25 protein-coding genes and 1 pseudogene are annotated in these 23,787 nt (G+C 67.9%); 18 read left to right on the top strand and 8 right to left on the bottom strand.

The annotated features are described in order from the left end of the window. Positions 1–94 precede the first annotated feature (94 nt). The 7 genes from Q9G87_RS11280 (at position 95) to Q9G87_RS11250 (ending at position 7,548) form a co-directional block, all read left to right on the top strand. A complete protein-coding gene (locus Q9G87_RS11280) occupies positions 95–1,750 on the top strand; it encodes an ABC transporter substrate-binding protein (RefSeq protein WP_305916214.1) in 1,656 nt (551 codons plus the stop codon). A gap of 14 nt (positions 1,751–1,764) precedes the next feature. Beyond that, on the top strand, positions 1,765–2,739 hold the full coding sequence (locus tag Q9G87_RS11275; RefSeq protein ID WP_305916213.1) for an ABC transporter permease: 975 nt from the start codon (positions 1,765–1,767) through the stop codon (positions 2,737–2,739). 3 nt (positions 2,740–2,742) lie between these two features. Further along, entirely contained in the window at positions 2,743–3,597 is an 855-nt protein-coding gene (locus Q9G87_RS11270; RefSeq protein WP_305916212.1) for an ABC transporter permease, read from the top strand. Continuing rightward, positions 3,594–4,595: an ABC transporter ATP-binding protein gene (locus tag Q9G87_RS11265; protein WP_305916211.1), complete on the top strand. Its 1,002-nt coding sequence runs from the start codon at positions 3,594–3,596 to the stop codon at positions 4,593–4,595. Before Q9G87_RS11270 ends, Q9G87_RS11265 begins: the two co-directional genes overlap by 4 nt. Further along, entirely contained in the window at positions 4,592–5,401 is an 810-nt protein-coding gene (locus tag Q9G87_RS11260; protein WP_305916210.1) for an ATP-binding cassette domain-containing protein, read from the top strand. The genes Q9G87_RS11265 and Q9G87_RS11260 overlap by 4 nt, the downstream gene beginning before the upstream one ends. 77 nt (positions 5,402–5,478) lie before the next feature. Then, on the top strand, positions 5,479–5,967 hold the full coding sequence (locus Q9G87_RS11255; RefSeq protein ID WP_305916209.1) for a hotdog family protein: 489 nt from the start codon (positions 5,479–5,481) through the stop codon (positions 5,965–5,967). Between the two features lie 30 nt (positions 5,968–5,997). Continuing rightward, complete coding sequence (locus tag Q9G87_RS11250) at positions 5,998–7,548, top strand: class I adenylate-forming enzyme family protein (RefSeq protein ID WP_305916208.1); 1,551 nt, start codon at positions 5,998–6,000, stop codon at positions 7,546–7,548. Between the two features lie 18 nt (positions 7,549–7,566). Here Q9G87_RS11250 and Q9G87_RS11245 read toward each other — a convergent pair whose 3' ends face one another. The 3 genes from Q9G87_RS11245 to Q9G87_RS11235 all read right to left on the bottom strand — a co-directional run bounded on the left by Q9G87_RS11245 (position 7,567) and on the right by Q9G87_RS11235 (position 9,777). Beyond that, positions 7,567–8,178: a TetR/AcrR family transcriptional regulator gene (locus tag Q9G87_RS11245; RefSeq protein WP_305916207.1), complete on the bottom strand. Its 612-nt coding sequence runs from the start codon at positions 8,176–8,178 to the stop codon at positions 7,567–7,569. A gap of 336 nt (positions 8,179–8,514) precedes the next feature. Next, the gene (locus Q9G87_RS11240) at positions 8,515–8,766 is read right to left on the bottom strand and encodes a molybdopterin cofactor-binding domain-containing protein (protein ID WP_305916206.1); all 252 of its coding nucleotides are present in this window, start codon (positions 8,764–8,766) and stop codon (positions 8,515–8,517) included. A gap of 99 nt (positions 8,767–8,865) precedes the next feature. Continuing rightward, the gene (locus Q9G87_RS11235; RefSeq protein ID WP_305916205.1) at positions 8,866–9,777 is read right to left on the bottom strand and encodes a helix-turn-helix transcriptional regulator; all 912 of its coding nucleotides are present in this window, start codon (positions 9,775–9,777) and stop codon (positions 8,866–8,868) included. Positions 9,778–9,955: 178 nt separating this feature from the next. Here Q9G87_RS11235 and Q9G87_RS11230 point away from each other — a divergent pair, with 178 nt between their 5' ends. From Q9G87_RS11230 to Q9G87_RS11210, 5 genes are all read left to right on the top strand, one after another. Beyond that, positions 9,956–10,921 carry an aldo/keto reductase gene (locus Q9G87_RS11230; protein WP_305916204.1) on the top strand — a complete coding sequence of 322 codons (966 nt, stop codon included), beginning with the start codon at positions 9,956–9,958 and terminating at the stop codon, positions 10,919–10,921. A gap of 62 nt (positions 10,922–10,983) precedes the next feature. Continuing rightward, the gene (locus Q9G87_RS11225) at positions 10,984–12,018 is read left to right on the top strand and encodes a zinc-binding dehydrogenase (RefSeq protein ID WP_305916203.1); all 1,035 of its coding nucleotides are present in this window, start codon (positions 10,984–10,986) and stop codon (positions 12,016–12,018) included. A gap of 79 nt (positions 12,019–12,097) precedes the next feature. Then, a complete protein-coding gene (locus Q9G87_RS11220) occupies positions 12,098–12,946 on the top strand; it encodes an aldo/keto reductase (protein WP_305916202.1) in 849 nt (282 codons plus the stop codon). Positions 12,947–13,060: 114 nt separating this feature from the next. Continuing rightward, a complete protein-coding gene (locus Q9G87_RS11215; RefSeq protein WP_305916201.1) occupies positions 13,061–13,681 on the top strand; it encodes a flavodoxin in 621 nt (206 codons plus the stop codon). A gap of 324 nt (positions 13,682–14,005) precedes the next feature. Further along, positions 14,006–15,160, top strand: coding sequence for an aromatic ring-hydroxylating oxygenase subunit alpha (locus Q9G87_RS11210; protein ID WP_305916200.1), 1,155 nt, complete (start codon positions 14,006–14,008; stop codon positions 15,158–15,160). Positions 15,161–15,190: 30 nt separating this feature from the next. Here the strand turns inward: Q9G87_RS11210 and Q9G87_RS11205 are convergent, their stop codons facing one another. Next, complete coding sequence (locus Q9G87_RS11205) at positions 15,191–15,748, bottom strand: HhH-GPD-type base excision DNA repair protein (protein WP_305916199.1); 558 nt, start codon at positions 15,746–15,748, stop codon at positions 15,191–15,193. A 302-nt stretch (positions 15,749–16,050) separates the two neighbouring features. Between Q9G87_RS11205 and Q9G87_RS11200 the strand changes: the two genes are divergently transcribed. Beyond that, positions 16,051–16,515, top strand: coding sequence for an NmrA family NAD(P)-binding protein (locus tag Q9G87_RS11200; RefSeq protein WP_305916343.1), 465 nt, complete (start codon positions 16,051–16,053; stop codon positions 16,513–16,515). A 17-nt stretch (positions 16,516–16,532) separates the two neighbouring features. Here the strand turns inward: Q9G87_RS11200 and tnpA are convergent, their stop codons facing one another. Continuing rightward, the gene (tnpA, locus tag Q9G87_RS11195; protein ID WP_305916198.1) at positions 16,533–16,964 is read right to left on the bottom strand and encodes an IS200/IS605 family transposase; all 432 of its coding nucleotides are present in this window, start codon (positions 16,962–16,964) and stop codon (positions 16,533–16,535) included. Between the two features lie 24 nt (positions 16,965–16,988). Between tnpA and Q9G87_RS11190 the strand changes: the two genes are divergently transcribed. From Q9G87_RS11190 to Q9G87_RS11175, 5 genes and pseudogenes are all read left to right on the top strand, one after another. Next, positions 16,989–18,305 carry an RNA-guided endonuclease InsQ/TnpB family protein gene (locus Q9G87_RS11190; RefSeq protein WP_305916197.1) on the top strand — a complete coding sequence of 439 codons (1,317 nt, stop codon included), beginning with the start codon at positions 16,989–16,991 and terminating at the stop codon, positions 18,303–18,305. A 5-nt stretch (positions 18,306–18,310) separates the two neighbouring features. Next, a pseudogene (locus Q9G87_RS60630) lies at positions 18,311–18,589 on the top strand (NmrA family NAD(P)-binding protein); the annotation flags it as partial. 31 nt (positions 18,590–18,620) lie between these two features. Beyond that, positions 18,621–18,797, top strand: coding sequence for a hypothetical protein (locus tag Q9G87_RS11185; RefSeq protein WP_305916196.1), 177 nt, complete (start codon positions 18,621–18,623; stop codon positions 18,795–18,797). Between the two features lie 54 nt (positions 18,798–18,851). Further along, entirely contained in the window at positions 18,852–19,232 is a 381-nt protein-coding gene (locus tag Q9G87_RS11180) for a DoxX family protein (RefSeq protein ID WP_305916195.1), read from the top strand. 91 nt (positions 19,233–19,323) lie between these two features. After that, the gene (locus tag Q9G87_RS11175) at positions 19,324–20,337 is read left to right on the top strand and encodes a pirin family protein (protein ID WP_305916194.1); all 1,014 of its coding nucleotides are present in this window, start codon (positions 19,324–19,326) and stop codon (positions 20,335–20,337) included. Positions 20,338–20,393: 56 nt separating this feature from the next. Here the strand turns inward: Q9G87_RS11175 and Q9G87_RS11170 are convergent, their stop codons facing one another. From Q9G87_RS11170 to Q9G87_RS11160, 3 genes are all read right to left on the bottom strand, one after another. Continuing rightward, positions 20,394–21,245 carry a carbohydrate deacetylase gene (locus tag Q9G87_RS11170; RefSeq protein ID WP_305916193.1) on the bottom strand — a complete coding sequence of 284 codons (852 nt, stop codon included), beginning with the start codon at positions 21,243–21,245 and terminating at the stop codon, positions 20,394–20,396. Continuing rightward, positions 21,242–22,633: an MFS transporter gene (locus tag Q9G87_RS11165; RefSeq protein ID WP_305916192.1), complete on the bottom strand. Its 1,392-nt coding sequence runs from the start codon at positions 22,631–22,633 to the stop codon at positions 21,242–21,244. Before Q9G87_RS11165 ends, Q9G87_RS11170 begins: the two co-directional genes overlap by 4 nt. Positions 22,634–22,807: 174 nt before the next feature. After that, complete coding sequence (locus tag Q9G87_RS11160) at positions 22,808–23,749, bottom strand: ThuA domain-containing protein (protein ID WP_305916191.1); 942 nt, start codon at positions 23,747–23,749, stop codon at positions 22,808–22,810. Positions 23,750–23,787: the final 38 nt, after the last annotated feature.

Raw genomic sequence — 23,787 nt, 5'->3', positions numbered from 1 at the left:
AAGAAAACGAACCCTTGTGGTTTTGAAACAAGCGTTATATGTTCCGTTGCCATATCGCGCTGACCTGCACGGGGCCTGATCAAAGGAGTGCCTCATGCCCGTAAGTCCACCACGGCGGCCCCTCGTCGCTCCCCTTCGAGGCACCGCCGTCGCCCTTGTCCTCCTGAGTCTGGGCGCCTGCTCGGCAGATCCGGAATCCACCTCCGGCGGAGCCAATGAGACCACGTCCGCCGAACTCGTCTCGAGTCTGCCTGCAGCCAAGGGCGAGGTGGAGCAGATCACCTGGAATCTCAGCGGGGAGCCGGACACGCTGTTCCCCTCGAACGCGGCCACCTATGGGGGCGGCCAGGTCGTCGGAAACCTTTGCGACGCGCTGCTGAAGACGGACGCCGAGTTCGGCTTGACGCCCCAGCTGGCCACCTACGAGCAGGTCGATCCGCGCACTCTCGTCTACAAGATCCGCGACGGAGTGAAGTTCTGGAACGGCGATCCGCTGACGGCCGAGGACGTCGCCTACAGCATGAACCGGGCCAAGGACCCGTCGTCGATCGTCAGCTTCATCTATCAGAACGTGGAGAGCATCAAGGCCGCCGGCGACAAGGTGACCGTGAAGTTCTCCACCCCGGACGCGCTGTTCAACAACGAGATGGCCAGCATCGCGGGGATGGTCATCCAGAAGGCGCACGCCGAGCGCGCCGGCAAGAACCTCGGCACGCCCGGCGGCGGGGTGATGTGCAGCGGCCCCTTCAAGCTGGAGTCATGGAGGAGCGGAGACAGCATCGCCCTCTCCCGCAATGACAGCTATTGGAACCCCGAACGCCGGGCTTTGGCCAAGTCGGTGAAGTTCACCTTCGTCTCCGACAGCACGGCACTGACCCAGGCGCTGAACGCCGGCGAGATCGACGGAGCCTACGAGATCTCCCCTTCGGCCGTTCCCGCACTGCGGTCGTCGAAAGCAGGCAGGCTGGTGTTCGGACCGTCCATGCAATCTACGGGAATGGCCGTCGCCCGGCCTGACGGGCCGCTGGACAACATCAAGCTGCGCCAAGCACTCCAGACGATCATCGATCGCGAAGCTCTGGCCAAAGTGGTGTTCAACGGCGCGGCGACGCCCACCTACACGAGCCTGTCCACCACCACCTGGCCGAACGACCAAAAGCAGATCTACCAGGCGGCATACCAGCCCTTCGTCAAAGAGCGCTCATTCGACATCGCCAAGGCCAAAGCACTGGTCACGCAGTCCGGCTACCAAGGTCAGGAACTCGTTCTGGCGATCAAGGGCGGGGACGACAGCGGCTCCCGCACCGCCCAGCTCGTCCAGCAGCAGGCCAAGCAGGCAGGGATCAACATCAAGATCAATCCGCTCACGCCGCTGGCGTTCGACCAGGCGGCCTACGACGCCACCAAGCGCGAGGGCATCGACCTGCTGCTCTCGTCGAGCTTCAATGTGGCCCAGGACCCGCTCGAACCCATGGGCTTCAACCTGCTGCCAGGCCAGCCCTACAACTACACCGACTACGACAACGCCGAAGTCACCAAACTGCTCACCGAGGCTCGACAGACGTTCGACCCCGTGAAACGGGCAAAGCTGATCATTGCCGTCCAGGAGATCTCCGAGCCGGACTCGGCGCTCATCCCGCTGATCGAGAACAGCACCATCACCTTCCTCAACCACCGGCTCACCGGCGCCATCACATCGTTCGCCTATTGGTCCATGCCGCAGATGGCCTTCATCGGCACCGCCGGATAGCAGGGATCACCATAATGGCGAAGGGCTCCGGGCCACCGCGCCGGGCCGGCCGGACGACGGTCACAACACTCCTGAGCAAGGTCGCCGGAGCATGCGTCACACTGCTCGTCTCATCCTTCGTGGTGTACGCCGCACTGGCGTCCGCTCCCGGCGACCCGGTCTCCCAGCTACTCGGGCAGCGGGCCACGGCCGAGCAGCGTGCCGCGCTGACAGCCCAGCTCGGGCTCGACGACCCCCTGCTCGTCCGCTACTGGCACTGGCTGACCGGCGTGCTGCACGGCGACCTCGGCACATCGCTGACCTACCGCCAGGAGGTGAGCGCACTGCTGGGCCCGCGCATCGTGACCACGCTCGCCCTCGTGGCGCTTTCCGCACTGATCACTCTGGTGATCGGCATCGGGCTGGGCGTCTTCGGCGGAGTAAACCTACGGTGGCGCCCCGTGGTGAACGCTCTGACCGGGCTCGGCGTGGCGATCCCGGGGTTCGTCGCGGCAGCGCTGCTCATCGGCATGTTCGCCGTCAGGCTGGGCTGGTTCCCCACCTACGGCGCGGGAACCGGCCTCGCCGATCGACTGTGGCATCTGACGCTTCCCGCGCTTGCGCTCTCGATGAGCGGTGCCGCCTACATCGCGCAGATGACGACGGCGGCCGTCGGCGAGGAGGCGGGGCGCGAGCACGTATCCACGGCCGTCGGGCGAGGGCTGCCATGGTCGATCGTCCTGCGGCGGCACGTGGTGCGCAACGCGGCCATCCCGGTGCTCACCGTCTCCGGCCTCATGTGCGCCAGCCTGGTCGCGGGCACGGCCGTCGTGGAGTCCGCCTTCGCGATCGACGGTCTCGGATCGCTGCTGATCAAGAGCGTCATCAGCAAGGACTATGCCGTGGTCAACGCCGTCTCTCTCATCATCGTCACCGTTTTCGTCGTCGTCATGACCGTCATCGACCTCGCTCAGACGACCCTCGACCCGCGGCTGCGGGAAAGGAGGTAGGCCGTGAGCACCGCGCATCTGGCGCCCTCCCCCGTCCTGGGGGGACGGCTCGCCCGCAACGACCTGGTGCTGACCGTGGCGGGCCTGTTGTGCGCAGCCCTCGTTCTGCTCGCGCTGTTCGGCCCCTTCCTGGCCCCCTATCCGCCGGATGAGACCGACATTCTCGCCGCCGGCCAAGGGCCATCGGCGCAGCACCTGCTCGGCACCGACTCACTTGGACGCGACCTGCTGTCCCGGCTGCTGGCCGGAGCACGGCCGAGTCTCATGGCCCCCGCCGTCACCGTCCTGATCAGCTCCGTGCTCGGAACGGCCATCGCCATCGCCGCCGCGTATCACGGTGGCAAGGTCGACCGGATGACGGCCCGAGTGCTGGAGATCATGTTCGCGGTGCCGGGGGTCCTGGTGGCCGTGTTGGCGGCCGCAGTCCTCGGAACCGGCCTATGGACACCCGTGATCGCACTGTCATTGATCTATATCCCCTACGTCGCACGAGTCGTGCGCAGCGCGGCGGTGCGCGAGTGCCGTCTGCCCTATGTCGAGGCGTGCCGCTTGGCCGGCCTGTCGGGCTGGCGCATCTGCACCCGGCATGTGCTGCGCAACGTCGCCCCGCTGGCGGTGGCGCAGGGGACCCTGGCATTCGGCTGGGCGCTGATGGACTTCGGCGCGATCTCCTTTCTCGGCCTCGGGGTGCAGCCTCCGCAGGCGGAGTGGGGCGTGATGGTCAATGAGGGGCGCCCGGAGATGCTCGATGGAGCACTCCAGCAGAGCCTGTCCGCCGGGCTGCTGATCGTCCTGGCGGTGGTCTCCTTCAACATCCTCGGCGAACGCCTCTCCACGCGGATCGGGGTGAGCACGTGAAAGAGCGGCTTCTCGACATCGAGCACCTGCATGTCGAGCTTCCTCCACGCGACCGGCGCGCCGCGCCGCGCACGGTCATCCACGACGCGTCCCTGTCGGTCGCGCCCGGCGAGTCGGTAGGGCTGGTCGGCGAGTCCGGGTCGGGCAAGTCCATGACCACCAAGGCGGTGATGGGCCTGCTGCCCCGCGGGGCGGTGGCGACGGGCAAGGTCGGCTTCCGCGGCCACTCCATCCTGGACATGAAGGGCAGAGAACTCGCCGACTTTCGCGCACAGCGCGTCGCCATGATCTACCAGGACCCGCGGGCGCACATCAACCCGCTGCGCACGGTCGGCGACTTCCTCGTCGAAGGGGTGGTCGCCAGCAGGATGATGCGCCGCGCCGAGGCGCTGGAGGCCGCCTGCGCCCTGCTTCGCGATGTCGGTGTGCCCGACCCCGAACGGCGCATCGCGCAGTATCCGCACCAGCTGTCCGGCGGCCTCCTCCAACGCATGATGATCGTGATGGCCCTGCTGCCCTCCCCGGAACTGATCCTGGCGGACGAACCGACCACGGCGCTGGACATGACGGTCCAATCCGACGTCATGGCCATCCTCGCCGAGCAGATCCGCGAACGTTCCCTCGGCATGCTGTTCATCACCCACGACCTGGACCTCGCCGCCGCCGTCACGGACTCACTGGCCGTCATGTACGCGGGCGTGGTCGTGGAACACGGCCCGGCGGCCGACATCTACGCCGCTCCGCGCCACCCGTACACGGCGGCCTTGCTGGCCTCCAGGCCGAGCCCGACGAGCGTCAGACGACCCGTATCGATACCGGGACGGCCCGTCTCGGCCTTCGAGGTGGGCGAGGGGTGCGTGTTCGCCTCACGGTGCGCCCACGCCACCGGCCAATGCCGGACCCAACGACCTGCGCCACGCCGGGTAGGGGCCCGGACGGTGGCCTGCCACCACGCCGAAGAGCTGGAGCCGGCTCTTCGGGAAGGAGCCCGGGCATGACTGAACCGCTCCTGCGCGTACGGGGACTGCGCAAAGTCTTCGAAGGCGACAGGCCGGGCTCGGGCCTGGTGGCGGTGAACGACCTCACCTTCGATCTGCGCCAGGGCGAGTCGCTGGCCATCGTCGGCGAATCAGGCTCCGGCAAGACCACCACGGCGCGGATCATCGCCGGGCTGGAGTCGGCGACGGCCGGTGAGGTGCAGCTCGACGGGCGTCCGATCGCCGGGCCGCGGGCCCGCCGACGGCGCGGTGACCGGGACATCCAGATGGTCTTCCAGGACCCGTTCGGGTCGCTGGATCCCCGGCAGAGAATAGGCTCGGCGATCGCAGAGCTGCTCTCTGTGCATTTCCGCTTGTCCAAAGCACGGCGTTTGACCCGGGTCGCCGAACTGCTCGACGAGGTCGGGCTCGATGAGCGGCTCGCTGCGGAGTACCCGAGAAGCCTGTCCGGTGGCCAGAGGCAGCGCGTCGCGATCGCCCGCGCGCTCGCCCTGGAGCCCCGCCTCTTGATCCTCGACGAGGCCGTCGCGGCACTGGACGTCAGTGTCCAGTCTCAGGTGCTCAACCTGCTGATCGACCTTCGGGAACGGCGCGGCATCTCCTACCTTTTCGTCTCACACGACTTGGCGGTGGTCCGCCAGGTCAGCGACCGGTGCCTGGTCATGTGCACAGGCGAGCTCGTCGAACAAGGCCAGACCGCCGACGTCCTCGACAGCCCGCGCGAGAGCTACACGAGGCAGCTGCTGGACGCGGTGCCGCGCCCGGGCTGGACTCCCCGCCGCCGGTCGTCGGCGGACGCCTTCTGACGCAGTGTCCCTGATCCCCCGGGGACACTCCTTCCCTTTATTTATAACAACTGTTACATACGGAAGGGATGGCGAGCATGGCCATCGATCTGTCCGACCTGTCCGAGGTCGTGACCCTCAGCACGCGTCACCCGTCCGAGGCTCCGACACTCCTGGGCAAGTCCTTCGTGACCCCCTGGTTCAGCATGGACGCCGACCGGTCGGCGATCTTCGAAAAGGCCACCTACCTGGACGACTATCCCCATCCCTACGGCGGCGCTGAGGGATATGGCGAGGACCTGGTGGAGGGCTATCACCTCCTCGGGATGCTGGACTACCTCTTCAACCACGCGCTGTGGTCCGAGGGCCCCTGGATCGCCTGGAACTACGGGCTGGACAACGTCCGCTTCGTGTCCGTCGTGCGGCACGACGACCGTTTCCGCATCCGCGGCACCATCACCCAGGTGATCGACCGGGGCCGGCAGGGTCACCTGCTGGTCATCGACTGCACGGCCGAGGTCGCGGCACGCGAACGCCCCGGATTCGTGGCCACGCAGCGCGTCCTCTGGGCCTCGCCCACCTCCTGAACGCCCCCCGACGAGGAGACCGGCAACACCGTGAACACCCAGCTGTCCGTAGACCTCACCACCCACCACGACAAGGTGCTGACGCTCACGATTCCCGAGTCGCTCGACCTGGCTGCGCTGACCTGGCCGGCCAAGGGCGCGCTGCACTTCGTGGACTCGGGGCAGCGCATGACCTGGGCCGAACTCCATGACGCCGTCGGGCGGATCAGGTCGGCGCTGGAGGCCCGGGGGCTGCGCCCGGGAGACAAGGTCGGCCTGATGCTCCGCAACCAGGTCGAGTTCCCGCTCGCGTGGCTGGCGGTCATCGAGGCCGGCGCCGTGGCGGTGCCGCTGAACCCCAAGTACACCCGCCGCGAAGTGGATTTCGTGCTCGGGGACTCCGGGGCGTCGTGGCTCGTCGCCGCCGAGGATCTGCGCCCGCTCGCCGCCGGGGCCGTACCCGAGGAACGGCTGATCATGACCGGCCCGCAGTTCGAGGAACTGCTCAGCCAGCCGGCCACCCCCAGGACACATCGGGCCGGACGCCTGGACCTGGTGGGGATCCAGTTCACCTCCGGGACGACCGGGCTGCCCAAAGGCTGTCTGCTGACCCACGAGTACTGGCTCGAACTCGGGGTCTATGGCGCGGCGCTCTTCGACGACCCGCAGGAGCTCCTCGCCGACCACCCGTTCTACTACATGCAGAACCAGGCGTACTTCATGATGGTCCTGGCCTCGGGTGGCCGCCTGCACGTCACCCCGGGCCTGAGCCGCAGGAAGTTCATGGGCTGGCTCGTCGACCACGACATCGACTTCGCCTGGATCGACGAGGGCCTGCTCGACGAGCCGCCCTCCGACCTCGACCGCCGCCTGAAGCTGAAGAAGGCGCCCGTCATGGCGTTCACGCCAAGCCTGCACCGGCCGCTTGAAGAGCGCTTCGGCCTGATGGCGCGGGACTGGTACGCGAGCACCGAGACCGGGTCCGGGACGTTCGTTCCCTGGCACCGCACCGATCTGGTCGGCTCCAACTCCATGGGATGGTGCCTGCCCGACCGCGAGTCCAAGGTGATCGACGCCACCGGCGCCGAGGTGCCCCCCGGCGAGCCGGGCGAGTTCTGCCTGCGTGGGCCGGGCATGATGCTCGGGTACCACAACCGCCCCGAGGTGAACGCCGAGCTGTTCCTGCCGGGCGGATGGTTCAGGACCGGCGACATCGTCCGCAAGACCGCGGACGGCGAGCACTTCTATGTCGGCCGCATCAAGGACATGATCCGCAGGAGCGGAGAGAACATTTCCGCCGCCGAGGTCGAACAGCACATCTCCGCCCTGCCCGGTGTCCTCGAGGTCAGCGCGATCCCCGTGCCCGACCCTCGGCGCGACGAAGAGGTCAAGGCCATCATCGTGCTGAAGCCGGGGAGCACGGTGACCGTGGCCGAGATCCTCGCCTGGTGCCGGCAGGGGCTGGCGCGCTTCAAGATCCCCCGCTATCTCGAGTTCCGGGACACACTGCCGTACACCCCCAGCGGGAAGGTCGCGAAGGCGGAGCTGAAGGCGGAGGACCCGTTCGCCGGCAAGGTGGTGGACACGGAGGAGCTCGTGTGACCTGCGGCCGGGACCGGGTCAGCCGGTCCCGGGCGCCCGGCTCAGGGTGACCGGTTCGCGCAGCGGGAGCATGGCGACGAACCGGTCCACCACCCGCAGCTGACGCTCCCGCGTCCAGATCTCCGGGTGCTCCACAGTGGACAGGGTGATACCGCTGATCCACGACCTCATCAGGTCTACGGTGAGCTCCAGGTCCTCCTCCGCGACCAGAGCCGCGACATGCTGCCGATAGACACCGCGCATCAGCGGCTCCAGCCTCACGAAGAACGCGTCCACCGCCGGATCGGCGTCCCGGTGAGCCAACAGCGCGATCCGCGCCCGCTCCATGGTCAACGACCACTCGTCCAGCGGGACCGCCCATTCGATGAGCCGGTGCAGCCGCTCCACGGGATCGGCGACACCCTGCACTTCGTCATTGAATTGCGCAATATCCTCCTCCACGGAGGCCACGATGCCTTCGATGAGCGCTTCCCGGTTGGGAAAGTAGTGGGTGATGAGAGACATCGAGCCTCCCATCTGCTTGGCGATATTACGCAAGGTGAACTTGGCGAATCCACCCTTGCCGAGGATGGCCAGAGCAGCGTTGATGATCTCCTCTGCTCGCTCCCGCGGATCCACGATCTTCGGCATCGCGCTCCTTGATCTCTTCGCCCTGCGCCCTCCACCGGCGCCCCTAGATATGTTACTGGCGTTACATAAAACTGCAGCACTGACTCCACCACCTGGCAGAGTCGTGCCTTACCAAGTGTGCAACGCTTCAACATCCGCATTCAGGGTTGAGAAGGTGTTCCTCAGCGTCCGATTCCAGGTGCCGCTTCAAACGCATATTTACCGTTGAACCGGGATTTGTCGCGCTGGCCTATGCGGCTCGATGGTGCACGTTGATCGCACCGAGTACCTTGCGCGGTTCGATCCAGTCTCATCGGCACCACCGCTTGCTCGTCTCGATCCGGTGGACATTGCCTCTTACGGGCACGGGCAAGTCGAGGACGTCCAGGACCTTCGCATACAGGTCCCCTCGCTGCCGGCAGTCCGGTACCGACAGCGTCCAGCGCGGGGGGCGGTGACCGTGTGCTCCAGGAGGGCCGCGCTGATGCTGCCCACCATGCCGCCGATCGCCTGGCTGTCGGCGAGCTTGGGGCTGATGATGCGGCCCCCGTCGTAGACGCCGAGCATCCGCCGTACCCGGACCAGGCTGGTCCGGTCCGATGCCCTCATCGGTGATGCGTCGTGCCCCACGCACTCCGCACCTGCGGTCCCGCGAGGCTGGGCGACGACATTGCCTGTCGCGAGAGCCGATCGCACCGCGGGTGCGGGTCAGGACTGTGCGCGCTGTGCCTCGTCCTTCGCAGCCGGCTGCGCGGCAGGCTGGGGGACGGTCATGTCCAGCAGCAGCATCGCGTCATAGTCAGGGGTGCCGGGCTCGGCGACATAGACGCCGAGGCGCTGGCCGGGGGTGCCCTCCAGGTCCATGGATTGGACGCTGAGGTTGATGATCCCCACGTGCGGATGATGGAAGGTCTTGTGGGTGCGCTTGCGGCCGGTCACGTCATAGCGTTCCCAGAGCTTGGCGAAGTCGGAGCTCTTCAACAGCAGCTCGCCGACGAGGTTGGTCAGGTCGGGAGCGTCCGGCGCGGTGCCGGCCTGCGCGCGCAGGCGGGCCACGCAGCCGCGGACCTGAGTGTCCCAGTCGGGGAACAGCTCGCGGGCCGTGGGGTGCAGGAACAGGTAGCGGGCGAGGTTGCGCTGTTTGACCGGCCAGTCGTCCAGGCCCGCGTACAGGGCGAGCCCTCCGGGGTTCCAGGCGAGGAAGTCCATGCTGCGGCTGACGATGTAGGCGGGACAGGGGCGCATCGTCTCCAGAAGCAGCTTCAGGTGGGGGCGTACGGCGCGGCTGGGCGGAGGCGGGGGCTCGGGAGCGTAGCGGGCGGCGCGGGCGGCCAACTCGCGCAGGTGCTGGTGTTCCTGGTCGTCGAGCTGGAGGGCGCGGGCGAGGGCGTCGAGCACCGAGGGGCTGGGGCGGGTCTCCTTGCCGCGCTCGAGACGCACGTAGTAGTCGATGCTGATCCCGGCGAGGGTGGCCAGCTCTTCCCGGCGCAGCCCCGGGGTGCGGCGGAGGCCAGTGCCGATGGTGAGGCCCACCTGCTCAGGGCTGGTCTGGGTGCGGCGGGCGCGCAGGAACAGGCCCAGCTCCGTGTCGCTGCCGCTGGTGGTGCGCTGGTCTGCCATGTCTTCAGTCTCACACCGCGCCGACCTCCACGGTGGCCAGGTGGGGGGCCGTGTCATTACCCCGAACGCCACTCCCTGGCAACACCCGGCCTGGCACCGAGTATGGACCGGCGCGAGGGTGGATATCTGTCTCGACAAGACCATCATCAGAAACAGCGAGGGCGCAATGAAGCACGTCATGCTGAGGGACCTGGAGGTCTGCCGCATCGGCCTGGGCGCGATGGGAATGTCCCACGGCTACACCGGCTCCGGCACCGACGAGGCCGAGTCCATCCGCACCATCCACCGGGCGTTGGACCTGGGCGTCACCTTGATCGACACTGCCGAGATCTACGGCCCCTACACCAACGAGGAACTCCTCGGCCGGGCCCTGACGGGCCGCCGTGACCAGGTCGTGCTGGCCACCAAGTTCGGCCTGATCGCGCATGGGGGCGCGGGCCCCTGGAACCTCGACAGCAGCCCGGCCAACATCCGCACCTCGGTCGAGGGCTCGCTCAAACGGCTCGGCACCGACCGCATCGATCTGTACTACCAGCACCGGGTCGACCCGAACACGCCCATTGAAGAGGCCGTCGGCGCGCTCGCCGAACTGGTGGCCGAGGGCAAGATCCGTCATATCGGGCTGTCTGAAGCGGGGCCCGACACCATCCGCCGCGCCCACGCCGTTCACCCGGTCACCGCCGTGCAGTCGGAGTACTCCCTGTGGACCCGCGGCCTGGAAGAACGGGTGCTGCCGCTGCTGCGCGAACTCGGGATCGGCCTGGTGCCTTTCTCGCCGCTGGGCCGCGGCTTCCTCACCGGGAAGATCCGCTCCACCGACGGCTTCAAGGAAGGCGACTTCCGCCACGGCAACCCGCGCTTCACCGGCGAGAACTTCCAGCACAACCTGCGCATCGCCGACGAGGTCGAAGCCGTCGCCGCCGAAGCAGGCGCCACCGCGGCCCAGGTCGCCCTGGCGTGGCTGCTGACCCGTGGCGATGACATCGCCCCCATCCCCGGCACCAAGCGCGTCAGCCGCGTCGAGGAGAACACCGCCGCCGACGGCATTCAGCTGAGCGCCGAACAGATCGACAAGCTCACCAACCTCCCCCCGGCCGCCGGTGACACCCATACCGAAGCCGGCCTGCGGATGCTGGAGCGCTGACCGCCGTCCCGGGCTGGAGAGCGCAGCCTTGCCCAGATTTCCCACGAATTGAGGAGCACTTCATGCGTGCAGCCGTGATGTACGGCGCCGGCGACGTCCGTGTAGAGGACCGGCCCGACCCGAAGATCCAGCAGCCCACCGACGCGATCGTCCGCGTTGTGCTGTCCTGCGTCTGCGGCAGCGACCTGTGGCCCTATAAGTCCATGCCCGCCACCGACACCGGCCGCCCCGTGGGACATGAGTTCCTCGGCGTGATAGAGGAAACCGGCTCCGACGTCGGCAACCTGACAGCGGGCGACCTGGTCGTCACGCCGTTCACCTACTGCGACAACACTTGCGGCTTCTGCCGTAAGGGCCTGCACTCCTCTTGCCGCCGCGGCGGCCGATACGGTCTGGACGGCGTCGACGGCGGCCAGGGTGAAGCCGTCCGCGTCCCCATGGCTGACGGGACCTTGGTCAAACTCCCTGTGGAGGAGACCTCCCCACTACTGCCATCCTTGCTGACGCTGTCGGACGTGCTGGGCACCGGCCACCATGGCGCCCTCACCGCCGGAGTGGCCGGCGGCGACCGCGTTCTGGTCATCGGCGACGGCGCGGTCGGCCTGTCCGCCGTGATCGCCGCCAAGCGCCTGGGCGCCGAACAGATCATCCTCATGGGACGGCACACCGACCGCACCGACCTGGGCCGCGACTTCGGTGCCACCGACATCGTCGCCGAACGCGGAGACGAAGGCGTGGCCCGGGTACTAGAGCTGACCGGCGGCGACGGCGCCGACCGCGTCATCGAGGCCGTCGGCGCCCTTCAGAGCCTGGAGACCGCCCTCGGCGCCGTGATCGACGGCGGCACGATCAGCCGCCTGGGTGTGCCGCAATACGAGCAAGGCCCCATCGGCTTCGACGTGATCATGCGGAACATCACCCTGACCGGCGGCGTCTCACCAGCCCGCGCCTACATCGAAGACCTCATGCCCGACATCCTGAACGGCACCATCGACCCGGGCCGCGTCTTCGACCGCACCGTCGGCCTCGACGACGTCCCCGACGCCTACGGCGCCATGGCCGAACGCCGAGCCCTCAAAGTCCTCATCCGTCCCTGACCGGACACGGGCGAGTCCCCCCGCTGCCTGGACCGCTGCAGTCCCAGCATCACCACACACCCGCGAAATGGAAAATCCCATGCAGACCGTCACCTTGAACAACGGCGTAGAGATGCCGATCCTCGGCTTCGGCGTCTACCAGATCCCGCCAGAACAGACCGAACAGGCCGTCACCGACGCTCTCGCCGCCGGCTACCGGCTGCTGGACACCGCTGCCGCCTATCGCAACGAGGAGGCCGTCGGCCGTGCGATCGAGAGCAGCGGCATCCCGCGCGAGGACCTGTTCATCACCACCAAGCTGTGGATCCAAGATCCCGGCGAGGACAACACCATGCGCGCCTTCGACACCTCGCTGCGCAAGCTCGGCCTGGACTACCTCGACCTTTACCTGATGCACCAGCCTTTCGGCGACGTCTACAGCGAGTGGCGCGCCATGCAGGACCTGTACCACCAGGGCCGGGTCAAGGCGATCGGGGTCTCCAACTTCTATCCCGATCGGCTCGTCGACCTGATCGACAACAACGACGTCACGCCCGCGGTGAACCAGATCGAGACCCATCCGTTCTTCCAGCGCACGGCCGACCAGGAGATCATGCGCGAGCGCGGCGTCCAGATCGAGTCATGGGGTCCGTTCGCCGAAGGCAAGAACAACCTGTTCACCCACCCGGACCTGAGCGAGATCGCCGGCACGCACGGCAAGTCCGTGCCGCAGGTCGTGCTCCGCTGGCTCATCCAGCGGGAAGTGGTCGTGATCCCCAAGTCGGTCCGGCCCGACCGCATGACGCAGAACATCGACGTCTTCGACTTCGAGCTCGCCGACGACCAGATGGCCCGCATCGCCACCATGGACACCGGAGGCTCGCTGTTCTTCGACCACCGCGACCCGGCCATGGTCAGCCGACTCGGCCGGCTCCGGGTTAACGACTGACACGCACTCACCCACTGAGAGCAGGCGATGAAGGCAAACCCCGGCAACGATCAGTCCCCTGCGCTGGAGCGGCGTTCGTTCCTTCGTAGCGTGGTCCTGGCAGGAGGGGCCGTGATGGCCAGTGCCCAGCTGAGCGGTTGCGCCCCTTCCTCGCCTCCCCAGCCCAGATCCGAGCCGGCAGACCGGCCCGCCCTCTCCAGCCCGGCCGCGAGGTCCATCCTGCTGGCCTACTTCTCCCGCCCTGGCGAGAACTATTACTACGGACAACGTCGTTTCCTCGAAGTGGGCAACACCGAGGTCCTGGCCCAGATGATCAGCAGCCGTATCGACTGTGACCTCTACCGCATCCAACCCGCCGACCCCTACCCCGAGGACTACTCCGAGACCGTCGAGCGCAATGTCCAAGAGCAAGACGCCGACGCCCGCCCAGCGATCGCCGGCCCTCTGCCCTCGCTCGACCGCTACGACACGGTGCTGCTGGCCAGCCCCATCTGGAACGTCCGAGCACCCATGATCATGACGACGTTCACCGAGAAGCTCGACGTCCGCGGCAAGACCATCTTTCCTCTCACGACACACGCCATGAGCGGGCTGGGAACGACTGAGCGCGACTACGCCGCCTCATGCCCAGGCGCGCGCTTCGGGGAAGGGCTCGCCATACGTGGCGAAGAAGTCAACGGCGCCCAAGCCGAGGTCGACTCATGGCTGCAACGCACCGGCCTCCGCCGAGCATGACAAGCGGCGGTGGCCTCGACCGGTCAACCTATGCTCTTGCCGTCTCCGGGTGGAGTGGTGCTCTCCCGAACCGTGAGGGTGGTGGCCAGCTCGAGGCCGACCTGCGGCGTCTCCTCTCCGCGCCCAGGGCGAGCGCCAGCCCGGTGGCGGCCGCAGCCATCGCGGCGCGGACGAGGCAGCGGGAGACGGCCACGACTGTGAGCGCCGAAAATGGGCCACCGCTCTGACCTGGTGCTGGTCCGAGAACGATCGCTGGGCTTGAATCTTCACTAAAAGGATGCCACGGGGGTACCCGTGCGCTTGGTGCCAGGCATTGGAGGTACGGTGACGCCGGATTCGATCCCCGAACTCGACCACGTCTCAGCCGGATACGACCCTGACCCTGGGCTGTCGATGTCGTTGCACGCCGAGGCCTACACCGATCCTCAATGGTTCGACGTCGACCAGCGGGCGATCTTCGCTCGTACGTGGCAGTGGCTGTGCCATGTCGAGAAGCTTCGGGAGCCGGGAAGCTATATGACGGGCACGGCGGCCGGCATGCCCATCGTCGCCGTCCGGGACGGGGCCGGAACGCTGCGGGCGTTCTACAACGTGTGCAAGCACCGGGCGCACGAACTGCTGTCCGGCACCGGCGTCCGGCGCAGCATCGTGTGCCCCTATCACGCCTGGACCTTCGACCTGACCGGCCGGTTGAGGCGAGCGCGCAACACCGGTGACATGCCGGGTTTCGACGCCTCCACCGTATGCCTGGACCAGATCCAGGTCACCGAGTTCGGCGGCATGGTCTACGTCAACCTCGACCCCGAGGCGGCCCTTCTGCCGGAGCAGGCCGGGGACCTCGAGGCGGAGATCCAGGCAAGGGCGCCGGACGTGGCCAAGCTGACCCTCGCCCGCCGGCTCACCTATGACATCGCCTCCAACTGGAAGAACGTCGTCGACAACTTCCTGGAGTGCTACCACTGCCACGTGGCCCACAAAGACTTCGTGTCCCTGGTCGACATGAGCACCTACAAGGTCACCACCTACGGGATCTACTCCAGCCACATGGCACAGGCCGGTAAAACAGAGAACTCCGCCTACGACGTGTCAAGTGCGACCGTCACCGAGCATGCGGTCTGGTGGCTGTGGCCCAACACCTGCCTGCTGCGCTATCCCGGCCGGGGGAACTTCATGGTGCTGCAGATCATCCCTGACGGCCCGGAACGGACTCGCGAAATCTGGGACTTCTATCTGGAGACCGCGGAGCCCAACGAGGCCGAGCTGGACAGCATCCGGTACATCGACGAGGTGCTCCAGGTGGAGGACATCGCCTTGGTGGAAAGCGTCCAGCGCGGAATGCGCACCCCCGCGTTCACCCAGGGGAAGATCGTATATGACCCCAACGGGTCCGGGTTGTCGGAGCACGCGGTCCACCATTTCCATGGCCTCATCCTCGATGCCTACCGACACGAGCTTGAACGATCCCGCTCAGCCTCCTGAGATGAGCTGCGGAGGCGGCTCCATACTGGGCTAGCCCTTCGCCTTGGCTGCCTTCTTGAAGGCGCGGACCTCGGCGAGCGACTCCGGCCCCGTCACGTCGGCGATCGAGCGGTGCGAGCCCTCCTCGCCGTACGGACCGGCGGCTTCGCGCCAGCCCGGCGGCTGGACGCCAAGTTGCTTGCCGAGCAGGGCGAGGAAGATGCGCGCCTTCTGCTCGCCGTAGCCGGGCAGGGCCTTGAGGCGCTTGAGCACCTCCTTGCCGTCGGGGTCGCCCGTGGTCCAGATCGCCTCGGTGCGCCCGTCGTAGTGCTCCACGACGTACTGCGCCAGCGCGTGCACCCGCCTCGCCATCGACCCGCCGTAGCGGTGGATCGCCGGCTTGGTCACGCAGAGCTCGACGAACTCCTCGAGGTCGGATTCGGCGATCTTCGTGACGCTGAAGCCGCCCATCCGGTCCGCGATCTTCTTCGGCCCGATGAAGGCGATCTCCATGGCGATCTGCTGATCGAGGAGCATGCCCGTCAGCAGGGCGAACGGGTCCTCGGAGAGGAGCTTGTCGGCTTCTGGATCGTCGACCAAACGCACCATGCCCCTACTCTACGAGGTGCCCCGCCGATCTGATCGCCAACGCCCGCGCCGCCCACGGCCTGCTCTGACCGGCACGTCGGTGCCCTGACGAGCGACGGGCAACCCTCTGGAGGACAGTGTCAAGCGTCACGGTGACATGGTGTCCAGTTGGTCGAGGATGCGGTTGGAGAGCTGGCCGAGCATGGCGAGTTCGTCCGGGCTGAGGGGCGTCGATGACCAGGCGCCGGACCGTGGCGACATGCTGGGGGCAGCGGTTTCTATGGCTGTGCGGCCGGCGGGTGTGAGGACGATGAAGACGGGAACTGGCCGCCCAAGGAGCCGAAGTGGTCGAGGCCGACGTCCGGGACGAGGCGCGGCTGACGGAGGCTTTCGACGGGGCCGCCCACGCATACCTGGTGACGAACTTCTGGGAGCATATGTCGCCGGAGCAGGAGAAGCAGGACGCCGCGACGATGGCGCGGGCGGCCAAGAAGGCCGGGCTGCGCCACGTCATCTGGTCGACGCTGGATGACACCCGCGACCACATCCCCCTCGACGACGAGCGCATGCCGACGCTGATGGGCCAGTACAAGGTGCCGCACTTCGACGCCAAGGCCGAGGCCGACCGGTTCTTCATCGACGCCGGGGTGCCGACCACGTTCCTGCGGACCACGTTCTACCGAGGTGCGGGCCAGTGCTCCCGCCTTCAGACGGGAGGTGTAGGCCCGCGCGGGATGGCCCCCAAGGGCCTGAGCGTGCCCTATCCCGAGCTTTGGAACCGGTCGTGACCGCGTCTGGTCTTGTCTCATTTCTGGGGCCGGTCCTGGGACTGGAGGTAGGCACGGACGGTGACCTCGCTCGTGCTGCCGGTCGATCCTGCGTAGTAGGAGCGGGACCAGAAGTGGCCGCCCCACAGGTGTGTGCGGACGTGGACGCTGTATTCCTGGCGGAGGTAGCGGGCCGAGACGCCTTTGAGGGAGTTGACGAGGGAGGACAGGGCGACCTTGGGCGGGTAGCGGACGAGGAGATGAACGTGATCGTGCTCGCCGTTGAAGTCGACCAGCTCGCAGTCGAACTTCTCGCACACCTCTTTCATGATCTGTTCGCAGCGTTCCAGCATCGGGCCGGTGAGTGCGTCCCGCCGATATTTCGTGACAAACACCAAATGCGCGGACAGCTCGTGGACGCAGTGACGTCCTGTTCTGATGTCGGGGTTCGGTTCCCATCGCGGTGACATACACCAAACGATAGAATGAGGCGCGTGGAGCGGGAGAAACGCAACCGCGCTCAGGTCGCCCGCCTGGAGCTGGACCAGCGGCAGAGCGCCGTGTTGGACGGACAGGCGCACAACGCGCGCACGCTGTGGAACCTGCTGCACGAGTTCTTCACCTTCCGGCAGGGCCGGTTCGCGTCCCTGGCCCAATGCGACGCGGCCATCCGGGCCGCCCGCAAAGAAATCGACTGGCTCAACGACCTGCCCGCCCAAGCGGCGCAAGCCGTGCTGAAGACCTACCGGCAGGCGTGGGCGAACTACTTCAACCCCGACCACCCCGCCGGGCGCCCCACGTTCAAGAGCCGATTGCGCTCCCGGATGGCGGTGGACGTCCCCCAGGCGCGGGACCTGAACATCACCCGGATCAACCGGCGGTGGGGCGCGGTCACCATCCCCAAACTCGGCCGGGTCCGCTTCCGGTGGACCAAAGACCTGCCGGGGGTCACGAAGGGCGGCCCGGACGGGAAGATCACCGGGGCGCGGTTGGTGAAGGAGGCCACCGGGTGGCACATCGTCTTCCGGACCCAGACCGAGCAACCGGCGCCCGCCCCACACACCGGGCCGCACACCGCGATCGACCGGGGCATCGCCGTACCATTGGCGCTGGCCACCGGAGAGAAGATCTTCCACCGTAACCAGTGGCTGACCAGCGGGGAACAGCAGCGGCTACTCCGTCTGGAACGCAAAGCCGCCCGCCAGAAACGAGCCGCCAAACCCGGACAACCTGCCAGCAACCGGCTGAAGCACACCTACGACCAGATCGCCCGCCTGCGCGCCAAAGCCAAACGCCGGGCCATCGACTGGCAACACCAGACCACCGCCAAGCTCACCGACCGGTTCTCCCTCATCGTGCTCGAAGACCTCAAGGTCACGAACATGATGGCGAGCGCCTCCGGCACCCCCGAACAGCCAGGCAGGAACGTCGCCCAAAAACGCGGCCTGAACCGCGCCATCGCCGGGCAGGCATGGGGCCGCACCGCCGAGTTCCTCACCTACAAGGCCACCGCCAAGGGCGGCAAGGTCGTCCTCGTCCCGGCGCCGGGCACCAGCCAGGAATGCCACGCCTGCCACACGATCACCGAAGGCTCCCGCCAGAGTCAGTCCCGGTTCGTGTGCAACAACACAGCCTGCGGGTGGATCGGCAACGCCGACGTCAACGCCGCCCGCACCCAGTTGCACCGGTACAACTCAGCCGCCGGACAAGCGGTCACCGGACGTGGAGGCCCTGCCGTACTGGGGCCGCTGAAGCGTCAAGCACCTCATGGCGGGACTACCCGCACCGCCCCGCAAGGGGCGGTCGCGTAGCGGCCATGAGAATCCTCCCCATTCATGGGGAGGAGCACGTCAATGGGAGAGCCTCCTCGGGGGGGCCGATGGCGCCGAAGCGGGGAGAGGACGGGCGGCTCGTGCTCGCCCTGCCGATGGCCGACGGCAAGCTCGCCGGCATCGCGTCCGAAGACATCGGGAAGACCGCCTACGGCATCTTCAAGCGGGGCGACGAGCTCGCCGGCCGGACCGTCAGCATCGCCGGTGAGCACCTGACCGGCGCGGAGATCGCCACACACTTCAGCAAGGCGCTGGGCGAAGAGGTCGGCTACGTGCCCGGTGCCGTTCGAGGCCATGCGCGCGCAGCCCTGGCCCGCCGCCGTCGAGCTGGGGAACATGTTCCAGTTCTATGCGCAGGTGCCACAGTTCGTCACCGACCGCGACCTCGACGTCGTCCGCGGCCTCAACCCGGAACTGCAGAACTTCGAGCAGTGGCTGGCGGCGCACAAGACCGCCCTCGCCGGCATCTGACCACGACCCTCGTCATCCACCATCCGCCATCCCCCAAGAGTCCTGGAAATCGTTGTGAACATCGTTTTGTGGGTCGTCTCCGCTCTGCTGGCGCTCGTCTTCCTCGGCGCCGGTGGGGCGAAGCTGGCTCAATCGAAGGAAAAGCTCATCGCTTCGCCGAACATGGCCTGGGCGGAGGACTTCCCGCCCGGCGCGCTCAAGACGATCGGCGCGCTGGAGGTGCTGGGCGCGATCGGGCTGATCCTGCCCCCGGCGCTGGGCATCGTTCCGGTGCTCGCGCCGCTGGCCGCCCTCGGGCTGGCGGTGACGATGATCGGCGCCATCCTGACGCACGCCCGGCGCAAGGAGTCCCAGCCGGTCGTGATCAACCTGGTGCTGCTCGCGCTGGCCCTGTTCGTGGCCTGGGGCCGCTTCGGCCCGTACCCCTTCGCCTGATCACAGAGATCACCGCCATCGCCCGACCCCGGGCACCCATGACGTGGCGTTGTAGGTGAATATGGGACTTGATTCATGGGAGGTGATCTCGGTGAGCAATGTGGAAGCCGAGCCTGTCGAAATGCGGTGCGGAGAGCCGGTGGACGACGCGCGCCCGGCTGAGGAGCCGTCGGTCGACGTGCTCTCTGCGCGGGACGTGCCTCTGGGCGGGCCGCGGGCGATGTCCGTACGGCGGACGCTGCCACAGCGGGGCCGGACGTTGATCGGAGCCTGGTGCTTCGCCGATCACTACGGCCCCGACGACGTCGCCCGGACGGGCGGCATGGAGGTCCCGCCGCATCCGCACACCGGCCTGCAGACGGTGAGCTGGCTCTTCAGCGGGGAGGTCGAACACCGCGACAGCCTCGGCAGTCACGCCTTCATCCGGCCCGGTGAGATGAACCTCATGACGGGCGGGTACGGCATCGCCCACTCGGAGGTCTCCACTCCGCGCACCACCGTCCTCCACGGCGTCCAGTTGTGGGTGGCGCTGCCCGAAGAGCACCGCAACGCCGGACGGGACTTCCAGCACCACGTACCCGAACCCGTGCGGATCGACGGGGCCGAGATCAGGGTGTTCCTGGGCTCGCTCGCCGGAGACGTCTCCCCCGTGCGGACCTTCACCCCGCTGCTCGGCGCCGAGATCACCCTCGAACCGCATGCGGCGATCACACTCGCCGTGGACACCACGTTCGAGCACGGCCTTCTCGTGGACAGCGGGCCCGTCCGCGTCGCCGGCGCCCTGCTGCGCCCGGCGGAACTCGGCTACGTCCGCCCCGGCATCGACGCGCTGGAGCTGACGAACGCGTCAGACGGCCCGGCGCGGGCGATCCTGCTCGGCGGCACTCCGTTCAAGGAAGAGATCGTCATGTGGTGGAACTTCATCGGCCGCACGCATGAGGACATCGTCCGGGCGCGAGAGGACTGGGAGGCCTCCTCCGACCGCTTCGGCGTCGTTGACGGATATCCGGGGAACCGCCTTCACGCGCCCGCCCTGCCCAACGCCACCATCAAGCCGCGCGGAAATCCACCACATGGCCGGCTCCGCCCGAAAGGCACCTCATGAGCCAGACGTCTGCCGCTACGAACGGGTGGATGCCAAGCATGACGAGTTCGACGACATCACCGACCCCGTGACCGCCGACGTCCCCACCAGCCTCCGACGACCTCGACGCCCTCATTCTCCAGGGCCTTGTGCCACGCCGGATCACGCAGCAGCCGCGTCTCCCAGGTCCGCACGATGCCGTCCGGTCCCGTGACCGCGTCCTCGCGGGACGGGTGCAGGAACAACTCGCTCGTGCCCTCGGGGAGGGCCGCGAGCCGGCGGAGGTAGTCGTCCCGCAGTCGCTCGTAGGATCCGAGCTCGGGTGCGCTGCGCCGGTTGGTCGCGATCGTCTGCGGGATGGCCACGCCGAGTGCGTCGGCCAGGGCGACGGCGCGCTCGTGCGCTGCCGCGAGCGGCGGCGGGAGCGGCCCGCCGAAATACGGCTCCGGGTCGCGGGGCAGCCGGAAGGCAAGGCCGTGGCGCGCACACCACTCAAGCGCCTCGGCGAGCCACGATCTGCCGTGCAGGCCGTAGAGGGTGCCGGCGTGGGAGTCGGCCGCCTCGGGCAGGGGGCCCCGGTCGCGCATCCAATGCAGCTGTGCGTCCGCCTCCCGGATGACATCCTGGGCCTCGCCGCAGGCTCCGAGAACCAGCGGATCGTCACTGAGTGTCCCGTCCGGATCGACGAGGCTCGCCGCGCCGTTGAGGGGCCGCCAGCGCGGGAGGCCGCGCTCGCTCGTGAGCGTCACGTGCAGCCGCGGCACGACGCCGAGCTCCCCGACCTGCTTCGCGGCTCGCTCGGCGGCCGGCGAGACGCAGATGAGCGTCGTCGCGGTGACATGTCCCTCGGCGAGCAGTGCGACGATGACCTCCGTCGTCCCGGGTTCCCGGCCGAGGTCGTCGGCCGTGATCACAACGCGGCGGGTCATAGGGGGCGCTCCACGGCGGACTCGTCCGCGGGACCGGGCGGCGGCGGCTCGACCGGCTCAGCTGCCTCAGGCGGTGTCTCGATCGGGACCGAGATGAGTCGCGCCGCGACCGCGCCGATCGTCGTCAGCACGAACGGGTACACGCATAAGTACACCCGGAACGCGAGCCCGGGGTCGGCGCCGGGATCTCCGCCCGAGTTGTAGCCGAAGAACACGCCCAGCGAGGTGAGCGCGAGTCCGGTCACGATCCCGTTGAGCCGGCCGAAGAAGCCGAACGCGGACAGGAAGAGCCCTTCACGATGCTCCCCGTTACGCGCGGCGTCGGCGTCCAGGACCCGCGCGACGATGAGGTCGTTCGTCGCGAGCATTCCCGACCACCCGGCCCCGACGAGCACCCCCGCGGCCATCGCGGTAAGGAGGTCGGTGGCGAAGAACAAGGCCGCGAAGCTGGCCGCGAGGACCGCGAAGGCGAGCCGCCAGGTCCACAGGGCGCCGCGGCGCGCGACGACGCGCGTCCACACCACCAGGCCGCCCGCCGAGACGAGGATGACGATGCCCTGGAGGTAGAACGCGTTCGCGACCGGGAGCCCGAGCGAGTAGCGGACATACAGCTGGATGCCCGCGAGGACGAGCGCCATGGCCATCCCGTAACAGGCGCCGGTGAGCCCGACCGTCCAGAACGTCGGGTTGCGCACGATCGACCATACGCTCGGCAGCAGCAGCGGCCGCTCGCGCGTGGAGTAGCGGGGACGCTCGCGCGCGCCGAGCGCCATGAACACGATCACGACGAGCGCGACCGCGCCATAGATGATCGCTGTGATCTGGAAGCCTTGGGTGGATTCCTCGGTGCCGAACACGCTCGTCGTGAGCAACGGGGTGACCGCGAGCGAGATCACGAGCGCCACGAGCTGGAAGCCCTGGCGCAGACTGTTGGCCGCGGCGCGGTCGCGCTCCCGCGGGTAAAGCTCGGGGAGCAGCGCGCCGTAGTTGGCGTTGAGCATCGAGTCGAAGGCCTCGCACAGGATCGCGAACACCGCGAACCAGAGCACGAGGCCGATGCCCTCCAGAGACGTCGGCGCGGAGAAGAATGCGACCATGCAGGCCGCGAGCATCGGCGCGCCGACGAGCAGCCACGGCCGGCGCCGGCCGAACCGGCTGCGGGTGCGGTCGGAGAGGTGGCCGAGCAGCGGGTTGTCGAGCGCGTCGATGACCGCGTAGATCACCATGACCACGCCGTAAGCGCGAACGTCGAGCCCGAGAATGTCGACGTAGAAGACGATCATCGACCCTTTGATCATGTTGATCGGGATGGATGTGCCGAACATCCCGATCGCGTAGCGCCACGCGGGAGTCCGCCCCGGGGCGGGGACCGTACCGGGCTGGGACACGCGATCACCTTCCTTGCCATGCCGACGCTCTGCCCGGCGTCACCTTCGCACTCGAACGAGAACAGCGGGTGAAGCGGAGTCGTGCCACGCCGGACGTCGCCTGCCGGTCCGGTCCCAGTGATGCTGGTCTGCGATCACGGGCACGTCAAGAACCTGCCCGGCCGCCGCCCGATGTCAGCGGCAGAACGGGACCATGCCGAGCACGGATTTGACGCCGCCCAGCAGATGCTGGGTGAAGTATTGGTCGCCGTCCATGGGCTCGTCGGTCCAGGCCTTGACGTCGTGGCCGAGGGTGGTGAGCCAGGCCTTGCCGCCGTCGTAGTACTGGCACCAGCTCACCGGGTGGTGCTCGCCGTGGCCGGGGTGTCCGAGGCTGCCGCGCACCCCTCGGGCCAGGGTGCTCTCGTCCACCTCGGCCAGCACGCGGACGCGGGTCGGTGCGGGGACGAGATTGTACCACTCGTCGGTGAAGGCCCAGGTCCGGGGCAGGCCTTGGGTGGAGGCATCGCGGTGGCCGACGGTGACGACGGTGCCGGGCTGGTTGGCGCTGTGGTCGTAGAAGTTGGCGTTGCCGAGCAGGCCCTCGTACCAGGGCCAGTTGTATTCGGTGCCGAAGGCGTTGTGCACGCCGATGAAGCCGCCGCCGGCGCGGACGTACTGGCGCAACGCGGTCTGCGCGGCGTCGTCCAGGGTGTCGCGGGTGGTGCTGAGGAACATGACCGCGTTGTACGGCAGCAGGCGGCCCGCTGACGACAACTGGGTGACGTCCTCGGTGTAGTCGACCGCGAAGCCGTTCTCCTGTCCGAGCTTGATCACCGCCTTGACAGCCACGTTGTTGTCGTTGAGCGGCGGGTTGAGTCCGGGGCCGAGCGGCGTGCCGAGGTATGCGTGGCGGGGGCCGGCGGTGCGGGTGTAGACGAGCAGCTTGTAGCCCTTGGCCGGGTCGAAGTTGCCCCAGTCGTGGTAACAGCGGGGGTCGGTGCCCCGGCAGACGCCGTAGTCGGGATCGCCAAGGTTCTGCGCCGGCACGGGGGAAGCGGCGGAGCTGGGAGCTGTGGCGGTGAGCAGGAGGGCCGCCGCTCCGGTGGCGGCGGCGACGGAGAGTTTGCTGCGCATGGGCACCTCGCGTAACGATCCGCCAGGCGGATCGATTG

This window comes from Nonomuraea turcica, from assembly GCF_030718205.1.
GTDB lineage: Bacteria > Actinomycetota > Actinomycetes > Streptosporangiales > Streptosporangiaceae > Nonomuraea.
This window is presented reverse-complemented; position numbering and strand designations above follow the sequence as displayed.

What these genes read in the sequence shown, in the direction of transcription:
- Q9G87_RS11280 (WP_305916214.1), top strand. Translation starts at nt 95, where the DNA reads ATGCCCGTAAGTCCACCACGGCGGCCCCTCGTCGCTCCCCTTCGAGGC.
- Q9G87_RS11275 (WP_305916213.1), top strand. Translation starts at nt 1,765, where the DNA reads ATGGCGAAGGGCTCCGGGCCACCGCGCCGGGCCGGCCGGACGACGGTC.
- Q9G87_RS11260 (WP_305916210.1), top strand. Translation starts at nt 4,592, where the DNA reads ATGACTGAACCGCTCCTGCGCGTACGGGGACTGCGCAAAGTCTTCGAA.
- Q9G87_RS11255 (WP_305916209.1), top strand. Translation starts at nt 5,479, where the DNA reads ATGGCCATCGATCTGTCCGACCTGTCCGAGGTCGTGACCCTCAGCACG.
- Q9G87_RS11245 (WP_305916207.1), bottom strand. Translation starts at nt 8,178, where the DNA reads ATGCCGAAGATCGTGGATCCGCGGGAGCGAGCAGAGGAGATCATCAAC.
- Q9G87_RS11240 (WP_305916206.1), bottom strand. Translation starts at nt 8,766, where the DNA reads ATGAGGGCATCGGACCGGACCAGCCTGGTCCGGGTACGGCGGATGCTC.
- Q9G87_RS11235 (WP_305916205.1), bottom strand. Translation starts at nt 9,777, where the DNA reads ATGGCAGACCAGCGCACCACCAGCGGCAGCGACACGGAGCTGGGCCTG.
- Q9G87_RS11230 (WP_305916204.1), top strand. Translation starts at nt 9,956, where the DNA reads ATGCTGAGGGACCTGGAGGTCTGCCGCATCGGCCTGGGCGCGATGGGA.
- Q9G87_RS11225 (WP_305916203.1), top strand. Translation starts at nt 10,984, where the DNA reads ATGCGTGCAGCCGTGATGTACGGCGCCGGCGACGTCCGTGTAGAGGAC.
- Q9G87_RS11220 (WP_305916202.1), top strand. Translation starts at nt 12,098, where the DNA reads ATGCAGACCGTCACCTTGAACAACGGCGTAGAGATGCCGATCCTCGGC.
- Q9G87_RS11215 (WP_305916201.1), top strand. Translation starts at nt 13,061, where the DNA reads ATGGCCAGTGCCCAGCTGAGCGGTTGCGCCCCTTCCTCGCCTCCCCAG.
- Q9G87_RS11205 (WP_305916199.1), bottom strand. Translation starts at nt 15,748, where the DNA reads ATGGTGCGTTTGGTCGACGATCCAGAAGCCGACAAGCTCCTCTCCGAG.
- tnpA (WP_305916198.1), bottom strand. Translation starts at nt 16,964, where the DNA reads ATGTCACCGCGATGGGAACCGAACCCCGACATCAGAACAGGACGTCAC.
- Q9G87_RS11185 (WP_305916196.1), top strand. Translation starts at nt 18,621, where the DNA reads ATGCGCGCGCAGCCCTGGCCCGCCGCCGTCGAGCTGGGGAACATGTTC.
- Q9G87_RS11170 (WP_305916193.1), bottom strand. Translation starts at nt 21,245, where the DNA reads ATGACCCGCCGCGTTGTGATCACGGCCGACGACCTCGGCCGGGAACCC.
- Q9G87_RS11160 (WP_305916191.1), bottom strand. Translation starts at nt 23,749, where the DNA reads ATGCGCAGCAAACTCTCCGTCGCCGCCGCCACCGGAGCGGCGGCCCTC.